This is a genomic window from Chiayiivirga flava (assembly GCF_014202825.1).
In the GTDB taxonomy this organism is placed as follows: Bacteria; Pseudomonadota; Gammaproteobacteria; order Xanthomonadales; family Xanthomonadaceae; genus Chiayiivirga; species Chiayiivirga flava.
On the sequence record NZ_JACHHP010000003.1, the window covers coordinates 511740 to 526285 of the forward strand.

Consider the following 14546-nt stretch of genomic DNA (forward strand, 5'->3'; position numbering starts at 1 on the left):
TTGCGTCGGAGCGCCCGTGCGGACTGCCTGCTTCGGAACAGTCGCGATGCGTTTAAACTCGCTGTCGTGCCGGGCACGACGCGGTGGTTGAACGCATGCGGACCTGCCCCGAAACTCGCGCCACCCGCTGAAGATTTGTTGTGCAAATCTTTGAGCGTGAAGCGAAATCAGACCTTTCTCGCCCCTTCAGTGTAGCAATCGAATGACAATGGCGGCAAACGGGCCCAAAACCCCGTCGACGGGGGTGCGTCTGGTCCGGGTCGATCCTGAACGGGCCGGACAGCGCATCGACAATTTTTTGCTCGGGCAGCTCAAGGGTGCGCCCAGGTCGTTGATTTATCGCATATTGCGTACCGGCGAGGTGCGCATCGACGGCCGCCGGGCCAAGCCGGACACGCGCCTTGCCGGTGGCGAGGAGGTGCGCATTCCGCCCGTGCGCCTGGAGGCCCCGACCGACCACGGCGAGCCACCGAGCGGGCCGATGGAGCGCGTGGCCGAGAGCATCGTCTACGAGGACCGTGCCCTGCTGGCCCTGAACAAGCCCAGCGGCATCGCCACCCACGGCGGCAGCGGCATCAGCTTCGGCGTCATCGAACTGTTGCGCAACCTGCGGCCGGACCAACCGCTGGAACTGGTTCACCGGCTCGACCGGGACACGAGCGGGCTGCTGGTGATCGCCAAGAAACGCTCGGCCCTGACCGAGCTGCAGCGGCTCATCCGCGAAGGCCTGCTCGAGAAGCGCTACCTGACCTTGCTTGTGGGCGCGCTGCCGCAGAAAAAGTTCAGCGTCAACCAGCCGCTGCTGAAGTCCACGCTGCAGGGCGGCGAGCGCATGGTGCGGGTCGATCCGCAGGGCAAGGCATCGCTGAGCCACTTCCGCCTGATCGAAGGGGCCGGGGCGCACAGCTACACCGAGGTGAAGATTGACACCGGCCGCACGCACCAGATCCGCGTGCATTCGGCGTTTGCCGGTCACCCGGTCGCGGGCGACGACAAGTACGGCGACAAGGCGGCGAACCGCGTGCTGAAGCAGGCCGGACTCAAACGCCTGTTCCTGCATGCCGCGTCGCTGAAGTTCGCGCTGAAGGACGGCGAACAGGAGTACGTGCTGAACGCGCCGCTGCCGGACGAGCTGAAGAACGTGCTGGAACGGCTGGACAAGGACTGACCGCGTCGCGGGCGTTCCGCTCACGGTGCCATGAGATAGCGTCCGCCCACTTCCGCCGACCGCAGCAGCCACGGCGGCAGATGCCCCACCAGAAGCAGACCGAGCACCGCATGGCTCGCCGCCAGCGGCAGCAACGCGCGATGCCGGTAACCGAGCCAGGCCCAGGCGCTGCCGCCGGCAAAGGTTGCCAGCATCAGTCCGAAGTTGGGCAGGTGCAGCAGCGCAAAAAGGGCACCTGCGGCGAGGGCGGCCGGCAGCGGATCGGCGAACAGGCGACGCGTGCGCGGCGCGAGCGTGCGGAGCAGCAGCCACTGCTGCAGCACGGCCCACAGCGGATACCGCCAGTAGCGGTCCGGCGCCGCGGTGCGCGACGGTTCGCCGTCGCCGAGCAACAGCCCCAGGCCGATCACCGCCAACCCGGCCAGCAGCGTGAACATGGCGCTGGCGCGCCAGGCAGGTACGGTGCCTAGCACACGCCAGCCGGGTGATGGATCGCGCAGCGCGCAGGCGGTGGCCAGCGCCAGCACGAAGACGGCGGCGATCGGCGGCGGCACGTCGTCGCCGGGCCAGCCGGCGCCGAGCAGCGCCACCGGCACGCAGAGCGCGAGCGCGAGTTCGAACGCCGCGGCGCGCCGGGTGCGTGCGGCCGGGTGTCGGCGCGTGGCCAGCGCGAGCACGAACGCAACGGCGGCCGTCAGCAACAGCAGCCACGGCAGTGCGCCCACGGCATCGAGCGGGAGCAATGCGGCCAGCGAGAGACCGCCGGTCGCCGCGGTCACGACGCTGCCCGGCCGCTGCAGCAACAGCGCGTCGCGCCACCACAGCATGCGCTCCGGTGTCGCCATCGGCGGCGCGGTGAATCGCGCCAGTCGCACCGGGCAGCGCGCCAGCGTCTCGTCGACGGATTCGAACGTCGCGCAGACACCGGGCGCGAGCTGGCTCGGCGGTTGCAGCGCCAGCGACGTCAGCCGCACCTGCGCGGGGACGGGGGTTTCGAAATGCAGTTGCAGGCCGTGCAGCGGCGCATCGCCGATGGCCCGCAGCGGCAGCGTCCGCGCGTCCGGCTGCGGCGGAAGCGGCGCCGTGGCCCAGGCCGGATAGGTGCCGTCGCGTTCGCCGAGCAGCGTGATCGCGAGTCCGGCATCGCTGCCCGCCGTCAGGCTCGCCGTCGTCACCAGCGCTGGATCGATGCGCTCGCCGTGCAGCGCGAGCGCCAGCGAGCCCGCCGGCGGCAGCACGCGCACGCGCAGTCCGTCGCCGTCGCGCGCGAGGATGTCCAGATTGCGGCTGGCGGGCGCGATCACCGCGCCGCGGTCGGAAAACGCCCAGCGCCACGGCGTCGATCCGCTCGACCACAGTGCCGCGCGCTGCAGCGCTTCGCGTTCCAGCCATGTCGCGACGATGGCGTGCGACAGCGCCCAGAACCCGAGCACGACGCCGAGCGCCGCGACCGCGGCCGCCAGCGCGCGGCGTCTCCCCGATGGCGCCGGTGCGGCGGTCAAGCGGGCGCGTCGGCCCCGAGGCGCTCGGTCTTGGCCGCGCAGATGAGATCGTTCTGCGACAGGCCGCCGACATCGTGCGTGGAGAACGTCACCACGCAGCGGTCGTAGTGCACACCGAGGTCCGGATGGTGGTCTTCGCGATGCGCCACGTACGCGAGCGCGTTCACGAACGCCATCGTGCGGTAGTAGTCCTTGAACCGGAATGTCTTGCGGATCGCGGCACCGTCGTCGACGATCTCCCAGCCCGGCGGCAGCCGGTTGCGCACGATGTCCGCACCGAGCCGATGGGCGTCGCCCTTGCGCGGCTGGCAGTGCTGATCGACGAGATCGGTCATGGCGTGCGTCTTCGTGCGTGTGCGTGGACGCCGAGTATAACAATCGCGCGCATGCGCCTAGAATTGGCGCGTGTCCACCCCGATATCCGAGCGATGATCGAACTGAGCGCCGCCGCGCAGACCCACTTCCGCCGCCTGCTGCAGACCCAGGGCGGCGACGCCGTCGGCATCCGCCTGTCCGCGCTCAACCCGGGCACGCCCGCCGCCGACGCGCGGCTCGAGTTCTGCGAGCCGGTCGATCTGCTCGGCGACGAATGGATCATCGATTGCGACGGCTTCTCGGTGTATGTCGAAGCCCGCAGCGTGCCGTTCTTCGATGGCGCCGACATCGACTACGTCCCGAGCGCCACCGGCGGCCAGCTCAACATCCGCGCGCCGCGCATGAAGGGCAGCGTGCCCGGCGCGGACGCATCGCTCGTCGAGCGCGTGCGCTACGTGCTCGACGCGGACATCAACCCGCAGGTTGCCTCGCACGGCGGCCGCGTCAGCCTCGAGGAGGTCACCGCGCAGGGCGTGGTGGTGCTGCGTTTCGGCGGCGGCTGCCACGGCTGCGGCATGGTCGATGTCACGCTCAAGCAGGGCGTGGAAAAAACCCTGCTGGAAAAGGTGCCCGGCGTCACCGCGGTGCGCGACGCGACCGACCACGCCAGCGGCCAGACGCCGTACTATAAGACTGCCTGACAAGACTGCCTGAGGCCGACCGATGGACGAGTTCATGGGCGCTGCGATCGCCGAGGCCGAACTCGGCGTCGCCGAGGGCGGCATCCCGATCGGGTCGGTGATCGTGCACGCAGGCCGCATCATCGGCCGCGGGCACAATCGCCGCGTGCAGAACGGCAGCCCGATCCTGCACGGCGAGATGGACGCCTTCGAGAACGCCGGCCGCCAGAGCGCGCAGACCTACCGCGAATGCACGCTCTACACCACGCTGTCGCCGTGTTCCATGTGCTCCGGTGCCATCCTGCTGTACGGCATCCCGCGTGTGATCATCGGCGAGAACCGCACCTTTCTCGGTGAGGAGAACCTGCTGCGCAGCCGCGGCGTGCAGCTCACCGTGCTCGACGACGCACGCTGCGTGCAGCTCATGCACGAGTTCATCGAGCGCTCGCCGCAACTGTGGAACGAGGACATCGGCGAGTAGCGCGCCGCGCGGCCGCGGCCGCGAAACATTTCGTTCAGTGACGCCTCTCTACGCTTGCGCGCTTTCCATCCGGGGCGCGGGGCTTGAGCGGGCAGGGGACGCATCTCAGCGCTGAAGCAGCGGCCATCGACGCGTCCGGTTTCGTGTTCTCCGCCCGGCCCGCCGTGCCGACCTTCGGGCCGCGGCCACGACTGCGGCGGCGGGTGCTTGGCCTCGTGGTGGCCGTGCATCTGGTGGTGTTGATCACGCTGCTGTGGCCGCCGGCGCCGCGCGATACATCGCAGCAGTCCGGCTTGCGCATCGAATTCATCAACGTGCCTGCGACCGCCCCGGCACCGCCTCCGCAGTCGCCGTCCCCGCGCCGCGCGGCGACACGTCCGGCGCAGGCGTCGATGCCTCGCGCTGCGCCCGCACCTGCGCCGCAGTCCGCGCCGCCGAGCGACGCTGCGCTCCAGGCCGTCGAGGTGGCGCCGCGCACGTCGGCGGTCGAGGCCGTGGCCGCGCGTGCCGCCTTGTTCGACGACACCGGCAGCATCGTCGTTCCCGATGCCGCGATCGAGGAACTGCGGCGCAACGTCGCGGACGATCGCGTGTTCGATTACCAGATCGCCGGCCTCGCCAAGGCGGCCACCGCGTTCGACCGGGCATCGCCGCTCGTCTACGAACCGAGCCGCTTCGAAGCCGGCATGCGCCCAACGCAGGACATGCTGACCGAGCTGCTCGACCGCGCCGTGGCCGCCACCACGATGAGCGTGTCGATTCCGATTCCCGGCGATCCGCATCGCCGCATCGAATGCAAGGTGGCCATCCTCGCGATGGGCGGCGGCTGCGGCATGACCGGCTTTACCGGGTTTGTCGAGGAGGACGATCCGGACACGCTGAACCCGGAGGAGGAAGCGCAGTGCGCGGCCTGGTGGGAGAAGATCACCACTGCCACGCAACAGCAGGCCTGGCTGCAGACCCGCAAGCTCTACGATGCGAATTGCCGCAAGCCGCCGGAGACGCGACCGCGATTGCCCGACAGGAGTGAATCGAGCGGAAAGAGTGAAGCGAGTGGAGAGTGAAGAGGGGTGAGAAGCGAGTGAGAGCGTCGGAGTGCGGCGCGCTCGGCAGCGCCGCCTTTACTCACGTCTCACTCCTCTTCACTCTCCACTCGCTCTGCAGCTTCAGCGCCGCGCGTTACTTCAGATGGCTGAGATCGTCGAGCGGGCCCGTCTGGCTCGCGAAGTAGGCCGCGAGGTTGGCGATGTCCTCGTCGCTCAGCGTGGTGGCAAAGCCGGCCATGATCGCGTTCTTGCGCGCTCCGGACTTGTAGTCGTGCAGGGCCTTGGCCAGGTAGTCGGCGTACTGGCCGGCGATGTTCGGATACTGCGGATCGCCGATGCCGTTGCCGTCCGGTCCGTGGCAGGCCTGGCAGACCACCGACTTGGCCTTGCCGGCCTCGATGTCGGCGGCGGTCGCCGCACCGCCCGCGAACAGGAACGCGGCGGCCACGGCAAAGGAGAGCCGGCGGACGTTGCTCGAATCGATCATGGAATGGAACCGGCTCACTTGTGGTCTCCCACCTTGTGCGTGGAGAGGTAGGCGGCGATGTCCGCGATGTCCTGCGCGGTGAAGCTCTCGGCCTGCGCGCGCATGGTCGGATGGCTGCGTTCGCCCTTCTGATATTCGGTCAGCGCCGCCACGATGTAGTCGTAGTTCTGGCCGACGATCTTCGGCACGTGGTAGTGCGGGTAGATGTTCTTGTAGCCCGGGATGCCGTGGCAACCGGTGCACGTGTAGACCTTCAGCTCGCCGGCGGCGGCGTCGCCTTTGACGGAAACGGGCTGCTGGGCGGACGCGGGCAATACGAACGCGGCGAGCGCGAGGCAGGCGGCAAGTCGGAGGGTCGGCATCATCGGCTGGGTTCCGGCGCGTGAACGGGAGACGGGCGGCGCGCAAACACGTGCACACCAAAAGTCCGGAATTATACGGCGGCCGTCACGACTCGACCAGACATCGTCCGTGCCGCGCCCGTGCCCGCCGCAGCAATCGTCATGCGGCTGCGTCACCCTGTCGAACGAACGCCGCGTTCCGCGGTCCGCTGCAACGCAACCGTCGGCCGCGTCGAGGCATCTGTTCCCGGCGCGTCACGAACAGAACCGAGGCCAGTCACTGTGACTAGCGACACGCGCGCCGAAACGAATCGGACACCAGACTGCGCGCATTCCGGTCGCCAGTGATTGACACGTTCGGTGTTGTAGATAACTATATCACCAGTGCAAGCCCATCCAAGGCGTCCCCATGAATCCCCTGACTTCGGCCAACTCCATGAATACCCTAAGGAAGATCGTCCTCGCCGTGGCCATTGCCGGCCTCGCGGCCTGCGGCGGCGGCACCCAGGACGCCGCAAAGGACGCCAGCGCGAACGCCGGAGCCGGTGCGGCCGGCAAGGACGAGAAGACGCAAACGTCGGTGCCGGTGGAAACCGCGCAGGTGGCCAAGCGGCCGATCCAGGCGAGCTACAACGGCACCGCGTCGCTCGAAGCGCCGAACGAGGCGCAGGTGGTGGCCAAGACCTCCGGCGTGCTGCTCAAGCTGCTGGTGGAAGAAGGCGACCGTGTCCGCGCCGGCCAGGTGCTGGCGAAGATCGACCCCGAGCGCCCGCGCCTGGAAGTGCAGCGCGCCGAAGCGCTGCTGCGCAAGCTCGAAGCGGAAATGAACCGCTCGAAGGAACTCTACGACCGCAAGCTGGTCGCGGCCGACCTGTACGAGAAGATCCGCTACGACGTCGCCACGCAGAAGGCCGCGTACGACATGGCGCGCCTCGAACTCTCCTACACCGACATCGTCGCGCCGATCGACGGCGTGATCGCGCAGCGGTCGGTCAAGCTCGGAAATCTGATTCAGCTCAACTCGAGCCTGTTCCGCATCGTCGATGCCGCGCAGCTCGAAGCCGTGCTCAACGTGCCCGAACGCGAACTGGCCACGATGAAGGCCGGTGCCGCCGTCGCCATGCAGGTGGACGCACTGCCGGGCAAGACCTTCAACGGCATCATCGACCGCGTGAGCCCGGTGGTGGACGCAGGCTCGGGCACCTTCCGCGTCACCTGCGCGTTCGCAAGCGACGACCAGCTCAAGCCCGGCATGTTCGGGCGCGTGGCCGTGGTGTATGACGAACGCGCCGATGCGCTCACCGTGCCGCGCAGCGCGCTGCTCGAAGACCAGGGCGAAACCGCCGTGTTCGCGGTGCGCGACAACACCGCCGTGCGCGTGCCGGTGCAGATCGGCTATCTGTCCGGCGACCTTGCCGAAATCCGCAGCGGCCTGGCCGAAGGCGAATCGGTGGTGACTGCCGGCAAGATCACGCTGCGCGACGGGACAAAGGTCGAAGTGCTCAACGCCGCGCCCGTTCCCGAAGCCGCCATCGCGCAGAGCGGCAACGGCGCCAGCACCGCTTCGGTCACGCCATGAGCCCCGATCCGTCGAATCCGCCCCGCCGCGCGGGGCACGGGGGCGGCTTGGTCGAAACTTCGGTGCGCCGCCGCGTCACCGTGTTCATGGTGTCGATCACGGTGGTGCTGTTCGGCCTGATTGCGCTGTCCGACCTCAAGGTCAACCTGCTGCCGGACCTGAGCTACCCCACGCTCACCGTGCGCACCGAATACACGGGCGCTGCGCCGTCGGAAATCGAAACGCTGATCTCCGAGCCGGTGGAAGAGGCCGTCGGCGTGGTCAAGAACCTGCGCAAGCTGCGCTCGGTCTCGCGCACCGGCCAGAGCGACGTGATCCTCGAATTCGCCTGGGGCACGGACATGGACCAGGCCGGGCTCGAGGTGCGCGACAAACTCGAAATCCTGAGCCTGCCGCTCGAGGCCAAGCCGCCGGTCCTGCTGCGCTTCAATCCCAGCACCGAACCGATCGTGCGTCTGGTGCTCACCGGCACCGAGGCGGCCACCGGCAACGCCGAGGCCGAGCTGATGCGCCTGCGTCGCTTCGCCGACGACGAACTCAAGAAGCGCCTGGAGCCGGTGGCCGGCGTCGCCGCGGTCAAGGTCGGCGGCGGTCTCGAAGACGAAGTGCAGGTGCTGATCGACCAGCAGAAGCTCGCGCAGCTGCGCCTGCCGATCGAAACGGTGATCGATCGGCTCAACAAGGAAAACGTCAACATCTCCGGCGGTCGCCTCGACGAGGGCACGCAGCGTTACCTCGTGCGCACGATCAACCAGTTCGCCGGCATCGAGGAAATGCGCAACCTGCTCGTCACCACCGGCAGTGGCGGCACCGACAACAGCGCCGCACAGGAAGCGGCCGCGGCCGCGTCGCGCATCGCCGCGCTGTCGCCGGAAGCCGCCGCCGCGTCCGCCGCCGCCAGCGCAGCCGCGCAGCCGACCAGTGCCGGTCCGGCCGGCGGCTTGCCCGTGCGCCTGCGCGACATCGCCACCGTGGAGCAGGGCTACAAGGAACGCGAGGCCATCATCCGGCTCGGCGGCGAGGAGGCGGTGGAGCTGGCCATCTACAAGGAAGGCGACGCCAACACCGTGAATGTGGCCGACGCGGTGCACGTGGCACTGGACCGATTGAAAAACGATCTGCCGGCCGGTGCGAAACTCACCGTCGTCGAAGACCAGGCCATCTTCATCCGGCAGGCCCTGCACGACGTGCGTTTCGACGCACTCATCGGCGGCACGCTCGCGATCCTGATGATCTTCTTCTTCCTGCGCGACGGCTGGAGCACGTTCGTCATTTCGCTCTCGCTGCCGATCTCGATCGTCGCGACGTTCTTCTTCATGGGCCAGTTCGGCCTGAGCCTCAACGTGATGTCGCTCGGAGGGCTCGCGCTCGCGACCGGCCTTGTCGTCGACGATTCCATCGTCGTGCTCGAATCCATCGCCAAGGCGCGCGAACGCGGCCTCGGCGTGCTGCAGGCGGCCGTCACCGGCACGCAGGAAGTCAGCATGGCGGTGATCGCGTCCACGCTCACCAACGTCGCGGTGTTCCTGCCGCTGGTGTTTGTCGAAGGCGTGGCCGGGCAGCTGTTCCGCGACCAGGCGCTGACGGTGTCGCTCGCGATCCTGATGTCGCTCGCGGTGTCGCTGACGCTGATTCCGATGCTGTCGGCGCTCAAGGCCACGTCGCCGCTCGGCTACGCGCCCGAAGCGCCGTACGTGCGCCCGCCGGCGCACAACGCGGTGGCGCGTGGCTTCAACGCCGCAAGCCACGGCATCGCGCGCGGGCTCGGTGCGATCGCCTTCGCCGTCTCGTGGCTCGTGGTGAAACTCTTCCGCGGCCTGCGCGTGGTGTTCGGCACCGTGCTGTCGCGGATCGGCGATGTGGTGATGCTGCCGTACAACCACGCCGCCGCGGCCTACGCACGGCTGCTGCCGGGCGCGTTGAACCGGCCGGCGCTGGTGCTGGGCGTCGCTCTCGCCGCCTTCCTCGGCGCGCTCGCGCTAGTGCCCACGCTCGGCCTGGACCTGATCCCGCAGCTGGCGCAGGACCGCTTCGAGATGACGGTGAAGTTGCCCGCCGGCACCCAGCTGCGCGACACCGATGCGCTGGTACGCAGCATCCAGTCCGAACACGAATCCGACGACGGCATCCAGGCGCTGTACGGCGTGAGCGGGACCGGCACGCGCCTCGATGCGAATCCGACCGAGTCCGGCGAGAACATCGGCAAGCTCACCATCGTCATGGAGCGCGGCCACGACGCGCAGACCGAAGCCCGCCTCACCGAAGGCCTGCGCGAGACGATGCGCAAGTACCCGGGCGCCGAAGTGAAGTTCGGCCGGCCGGAGATCTTCAGCTTCTCCACGCCGCTGGAAATCGAACTGCGCGGGCAGGACCTCGGCGAGCTGCAGCAGGCCGGCACGCAGTTGTCGAAGCTGCTGCAGGGCTCGGACCGCTTCGCCGACGTGAAGTCGACCGTGGAAGACGGCTTTCCCGAAATCCAGATCCGCTTCGACCAGGAACGCGCCGCCGCGCTCGGCCTCACCACGCGCCAGATCGCCGACAACGTCGTGCGCAAGGTGCGCGGCGAAGTCGCCACGCGCTACAGCTTCCGCGATCGCAAGATCGACGTGCTGGTGCGCGCGCAGGAGTCCGACCGCGCCTCGGTCGACGACATCCGCCGTCTCATCGTCAACCCGGAAAGCGCGCGTCCGGTGACGCTCGATGCGGTGGCCGAGGTGGTCGCCACCACCGGCCCGAGCGAGATCCACCGCGCCGACCAGGTGCGCGTGGCCGTGATCTCGGCCAACCTGCGCTACGGCGACCTCGGCAGCGCCGTGGCCGAAGTCCGCGAACTGGTCGCGCAGAATCCGCTCGCGGCCGGTGTCGGCATGCACATCGGCGGGCAGGGCGAGGAACTGACCGATTCGCTGAACTCGCTGATCTTCGCGTTCACGCTTGCGATCTTCCTCGTGTACCTCGTGATGGCCTCGCAGTTCGAATCGTTGCTGCATCCGTTCGTGATCCTGTTCACGATCCCGCTGGCGATCGTCGGTGCGGTACTGGCGCTGGTGCTGAGCGGCTCGTCGATTTCCGTGGTGGTCTTCATCGGCTTGATCCTGCTGGTGGGCATCGTGGTCAAGAACGCCATCATCCTGATCGACAAGGTCAACCAGTTGCGCGAAGAGGGCGTGCCGAAGGTGCGCGCCATCATCGGCGGGGCCACCTCGCGCCTGCGTCCGATCGTGATGACCACGCTCACCGCGCTGCTCGGCTTCCTGCCGCTCGCCATCGGCCACGGCGAGGGCACCGAAGTGCGTGCGCCGATGGCGATCACCGTGATCGGCGGGCTCGCCGTGTCCACACTGCTGACGCTGTTCGTCATCCCGGTGGTCTACAAGCTGCTCGACCGCAGGCCCGACGCGTTCTACGTGCAGCGCGCGAAGCCGATCATGGACGCCGGCGCGGCGGAGCAGCCCGCGTGACCGTCGCGGAGCTCAGCCTCAGGCGGCCCGTCACCACGGTGATGTTCTTCGTGTCGCTCGTGGTGATCGGGCTCATCGCCGGCATGCGCTTGCCGCTGGAACAGTTTCCCGAGATCAACGCGCCGTTCCTCGGCATCAACCTCCCGTACCCGGGCTCGACGCCGGAGGAAGTGGAGCGCACCCTGGTGCGGCCGGTGGAGGAAACGCTTGCCACGTTGCCGGGCATCAAGCGGCTGCAATCGAGCTCGCGCGCGGACGGCGGCGACGTCTTCATCGAGTTCAGCGACTGGGACCGCGACATCGAAATCGCGGCCTCCGATGCGCGCGATCGCATCGATGCCATCCGCGCCGACCTGCCCGACGATCTGCAGCGCTACTTCGTGCAGAAATTCTCGACCAGCGACGAGCCGGTGCTGCAGGTCCGTCTTGCGGCACCCACGCGCGACCTGCGCGATTCATACGATCTGATCGATACCCGGCTCAAGCGCCGCCTCGAACGCCTGCCCGGCATCGCGCGCGTGGAAATCTCGGGCGTGTCGCCGAACGAAATCGAGGTGGCACTCGATCAGGATCGCCTGTCCGCCCACGGCATCAGTCTCAACGAACTCGCCGCCACCTTGCAGGCGGTGAACTTTTCCGTGTCCGCCGGCACCATCGACGAAGGCGACCGCCGCCTGCGCGTGCAGCCCATCGGCGAGATGCGCACCCTCGACGAGCTGCGCGAGCTCGTCATCGGTGCCAACGGCCTGCGTCTGCAGGACGTGGCCGACGTGCGGCTCAAGCCGGCGCGCATGGACTACGGCCGCAGGCTCGAAGGCCGGCCGGCGATCGGCATCGACGTGTACAAGGAACGCAGTGCGAACCTCGTCGACGTGTCGCGCCGTGCGCTGGCGGAAATCAACGCGATCGGCGAGGAACCCGACTTCGAAGGGATCCAGCTCACGCTGATCCAGGACCAGGGCGAAAGCGTGACCTCGTCGCTGATGAGCCTGGGCGAGGCCGGCATCATCGGCCTGGTGCTGTCGGTGGCGGTGCTGTTCTTCTTCCTGCGCCACTGGCCATCGACATTGATGGTGACGCTCGCGATCCCGGTGTGCTTCATCATCACGCTCGGCTTCATGTATTTCTTCGGCATCACGCTCAACATCCTGTCGATGATGGGCCTGCTGCTGGCCGTGGGCATGCTTGTCGACAATGCCGTGGTGGTGGTCGAGAGCATCTACCAGGAGCGCGAAAAATATCCGGACGATCCGCGCCGCGCGTCCATCGTCGGCACCAGGAACGTCGCCATCGCGCTGTCGGCCGGCACGCTGTGCCACTGCATCGTGTTCGTGCCGAACCTCTTCGGCGACACCAACCAGATCAGCATCTTCATGGTGCAGATCGCGGTGACCATCACCGTCTCGCTGCTGGCCTCGTGGCTGGTGGCGATCAGCCTCATCCCGATGCTGTCGGCGCGCCTCAAGACACCGCCCGCGGCGACGGCGAAAGTCGGCGCCATCGCGCGCTTCCAGGACCGCTACGCGCGCCTGCTGCGCTGGACGCTGCAACACCGCGGCTGGAGCGTGCTGGGCATCCTGCTGATCATCGGCGTGAGCATCGTGCCGATGACGATGACCAAGTTCGACATGTTCCCGAACGACGGCGGGCGCGAATTCAACATCTTCTACCAGTGGAAGGGCGCGTACACCCTGGAGCAGATGTCCGACGAGGTGAAGAACGTCGAGGACTGGCTGCAGCAGCATCGCGACGAATACCAGATCACGCAGGTCTACTCTTGGTTCAGCGAGCAGGGCTGGGCCAGCACCAAGCTCACCCTGCGCGACGAAGGCGGCGGCCTGCGCGACGTGGAAGAGATCAAGGAAGCGATGCGCGAGAAGCTGCCGAAGTCCGCGCGCGCCACCATCGGCTTCGATGGCGGCAACGGCATGGGCGGTGGCGAGGAAGGGATCCGCGTCTCGCTGGTCGGCGACTCGGCGCAGACGCTCAAGGAACTGTCCGCAGCGATCGTACCGATGCTGGCCGAGCACAAGGAACTGCGCGACGTGCGCGTCGACACCGGCGACGAAAACAGCGAGCTTGCCGTGAGCGTGGACCGCGAACGCGCCGCCAGGTATGGCTTCTCGGCGCAGGAAGTGGCGCAGTACGTGGGCATTGCCCTGCGCGGCACGCCGCTGCGCGAGTTCCGTCGCGGCGATGTCGAGGTGCCGGTGCAGGTGCGATTCGCGGGCGCGGACGATTTCCGCATCGAAGATCTCGCGGGCTTCACCCTGCGCGCGCCGAACGGCGAATCCATTCCGCTGCTGTCCGTGGTGGACGTGGACGTGCGGCCCTCCGCCACACGCGTCAATCGCGTCGACCGCCAGACCACGCTCGATATCCAGGCCAACCTCGGCGAGGGCGTCACCACGCCCGATGCGCGCAAGATCATGGAAGCCGCGATGAAGACCGTCGCGCTCCCGCCCGGCTACCGCTACACCTTCGAAGGCGCGTTCCAGCGCGACGACGAGGCCGGCGCGCAGATGGGCTTCAACATGCTGATCGCGCTCGTCATGATCTACGTGGTGATGGCCGCGGTGTTCGAATCGCTGCTGTTCCCGGCGGCGATCCTCAGCGGCATCCTGTTCTCGATCTTCGGCGTGTTCTGGGTCTTCGCGTTCACCGGCACCACGTTCTCGATCATGGCATCGATCGGCATATTGATCCTGATGGGCGTGGTGGTGAACAACGGCATCGTGATGGTGGAGCACATCAACACGCTCAGGCGCGCCGGCCTCAGCCGCACCGACGCGTTGGTGCAAGGCTCGCGCGACCGCCTGCGCCCGATTCTGATGACGATGGGCACGGCGATCCTCGGCATGATTCCGATCGCGCTGTCGAACACGCAGATCGGTGGTGGCGGGCCGCCGTATTACCCGATGGCGCGGGCGATTGCGGGTGGCCTGGCGTTCTCGACAATCGTGAGCCTGCTGTTCCTGCCGACGATCTACGCGATGCTGGATGATCTGCGGTTGGCGTCTGCGCGGGTCGTGGCGCGGGCGCGCGGCACCGATCCGGTGGTGGCGCAGGCGGCGTTGCGGCCGACGCTGTAGCGGCGCGCTACAGCAGCGCCGGCGCCCGTTTCGCTCGTCATCCCTGCGAGGGCTGGGATCCAGTTCTTCGCCACCATTGCGAGGCCCCAATGGCTGGATCCCTGCCTTCGCACACTGCTGTCCGGGGAAAAAACCAAGCCCCATCATCCGTCGTCCCGGCGAAAGCCGGGACCCAGTGACGTTGCTCGGTTTGCCCGCGATTTCAGTCGGAACCAGGAAACGTCACTGGGTCCCGGCTTTCGCCGGGACGACGAGGATGGGATGGTCCGGACGTCGAGTTGTGCTCCGGCTTCGTAGTGATGGAAGCCTCATCACAACACGCAACGCGGCCCATGGCACCGATTTTTAACCGGACAGCGGTGTGCCTTCGCAGGGATGACGACCTAAAGAAATG

The 14546-nt window shown here is 67.8% G+C and carries 11 protein-coding genes; 7 read left to right on the top strand and 4 right to left on the bottom strand.

Translation table 11 applies throughout. The annotated features are described in order from the left end of the window. Window positions 1-208 precede the first annotated feature (208 nt). The gene (locus tag HNQ52_RS10680; RefSeq protein ID WP_246387763.1) at window positions 209-1168 is read left to right on the top strand and encodes an RluA family pseudouridine synthase; all 960 of its coding nucleotides are present in this window, start codon (window positions 209-211) and stop codon (window positions 1166-1168) included. A 20-nt stretch (window positions 1169-1188) separates the two neighbouring features. Here HNQ52_RS10680 and HNQ52_RS10685 read toward each other — a convergent pair whose 3' ends face one another. Both HNQ52_RS10685 and HNQ52_RS10690 read right to left on the bottom strand, forming a co-directional pair. Then, on the bottom strand, window positions 1189-2670 hold the full coding sequence (locus HNQ52_RS10685) for a CPBP family glutamic-type intramembrane protease (RefSeq protein ID WP_183961122.1): 1482 nt from the start codon (window positions 2668-2670) through the stop codon (window positions 1189-1191). Next, window positions 2667-3005 (bottom strand): 4a-hydroxytetrahydrobiopterin dehydratase, encoded by a 339-nt coding sequence (locus HNQ52_RS10690; RefSeq protein ID WP_183961123.1) that lies wholly within the window; start codon window positions 3003-3005, stop codon window positions 2667-2669. Before HNQ52_RS10690 ends, HNQ52_RS10685 begins: the two co-directional genes overlap by 4 nt. A 93-nt stretch (window positions 3006-3098) precedes the next feature. On the opposite strand from HNQ52_RS10690, the gene HNQ52_RS10695 reads away from it, so the two are divergent. The 3 genes from HNQ52_RS10695 (at window position 3099) to HNQ52_RS10705 (ending at window position 5210) form a co-directional block, all read left to right on the top strand. Further along, window positions 3099-3686: an NfuA family Fe-S biogenesis protein gene (locus HNQ52_RS10695; RefSeq protein WP_183961124.1), complete on the top strand. Its 588-nt coding sequence runs from the start codon at window positions 3099-3101 to the stop codon at window positions 3684-3686. A 22-nt stretch (window positions 3687-3708) separates the two neighbouring features. After that, on the top strand, window positions 3709-4146 hold the full coding sequence (locus tag HNQ52_RS10700; protein ID WP_183961125.1) for a nucleoside deaminase: 438 nt from the start codon (window positions 3709-3711) through the stop codon (window positions 4144-4146). Window positions 4147-4310: 164 nt separating this feature from the next. Beyond that, window positions 4311-5210, top strand: a complete 900-nt coding sequence (locus HNQ52_RS10705) for a hypothetical protein (protein WP_183961126.1) — start codon at window positions 4311-4313, stop codon at window positions 5208-5210. Between the two features lie 115 nt (window positions 5211-5325). Here the strand turns inward: HNQ52_RS10705 and HNQ52_RS10710 are convergent, their stop codons facing one another. Continuing rightward, on the bottom strand, window positions 5326-5679 hold the full coding sequence (locus tag HNQ52_RS10710; RefSeq protein WP_183961127.1) for a c-type cytochrome: 354 nt from the start codon (window positions 5677-5679) through the stop codon (window positions 5326-5328). A gap of 14 nt (window positions 5680-5693) precedes the next feature. Continuing rightward, window positions 5694-6041: a c-type cytochrome gene (locus HNQ52_RS10715; RefSeq protein WP_183961191.1), complete on the bottom strand. Its 348-nt coding sequence runs from the start codon at window positions 6039-6041 to the stop codon at window positions 5694-5696. A gap of 388 nt (window positions 6042-6429) precedes the next feature. Between HNQ52_RS10715 and HNQ52_RS10720 the strand changes: the two genes are divergently transcribed. Genes HNQ52_RS10720 through HNQ52_RS10730 form a run of 3 tightly spaced genes read left to right on the top strand, consistent with a single transcriptional unit; the run spans window position 6430 to window position 14152 of the window. Next, the gene (locus tag HNQ52_RS10720; RefSeq protein WP_183961128.1) at window positions 6430-7599 is read left to right on the top strand and encodes an efflux RND transporter periplasmic adaptor subunit; all 1170 of its coding nucleotides are present in this window, start codon (window positions 6430-6432) and stop codon (window positions 7597-7599) included. Then, window positions 7596-11060 carry an efflux RND transporter permease subunit gene (locus HNQ52_RS10725; protein ID WP_183961129.1) on the top strand — a complete coding sequence of 1155 codons (3465 nt, stop codon included), beginning with the start codon at window positions 7596-7598 and terminating at the stop codon, window positions 11058-11060. Before HNQ52_RS10720 ends, HNQ52_RS10725 begins: the two co-directional genes overlap by 4 nt. Next, a complete protein-coding gene (locus HNQ52_RS10730; protein WP_183961130.1) occupies window positions 11057-14152 on the top strand; it encodes an efflux RND transporter permease subunit in 3096 nt (1031 codons plus the stop codon). The genes HNQ52_RS10725 and HNQ52_RS10730 overlap by 4 nt, the downstream gene beginning before the upstream one ends. The last annotated feature ends 394 nt before the right edge of the window (window positions 14153-14546 follow it).

Coding starts and splice junctions, on each gene's coding strand:
- HNQ52_RS10710 (WP_183961127.1), bottom strand. CDS start 5,679: ATGATCGATTCGAGCAACGTCCGCCGGCTCTCCTTTGCCGTGGCCGCC.
- HNQ52_RS10725 (WP_183961129.1), top strand. CDS start 7,596: ATGAGCCCCGATCCGTCGAATCCGCCCCGCCGCGCGGGGCACGGGGGC.
- HNQ52_RS10680 (WP_246387763.1), top strand. CDS start 209: ATGGCGGCAAACGGGCCCAAAACCCCGTCGACGGGGGTGCGTCTGGTC.
- HNQ52_RS10695 (WP_183961124.1), top strand. CDS start 3,099: ATGATCGAACTGAGCGCCGCCGCGCAGACCCACTTCCGCCGCCTGCTG.
- HNQ52_RS10700 (WP_183961125.1), top strand. CDS start 3,709: ATGGACGAGTTCATGGGCGCTGCGATCGCCGAGGCCGAACTCGGCGTC.
- HNQ52_RS10720 (WP_183961128.1), top strand. CDS start 6,430: ATGAATCCCCTGACTTCGGCCAACTCCATGAATACCCTAAGGAAGATC.
- HNQ52_RS10715 (WP_183961191.1), bottom strand. CDS start 6,041: ATGCCGACCCTCCGACTTGCCGCCTGCCTCGCGCTCGCCGCGTTCGTA.
- HNQ52_RS10690 (WP_183961123.1), bottom strand. CDS start 3,005: ATGACCGATCTCGTCGATCAGCACTGCCAGCCGCGCAAGGGCGACGCC.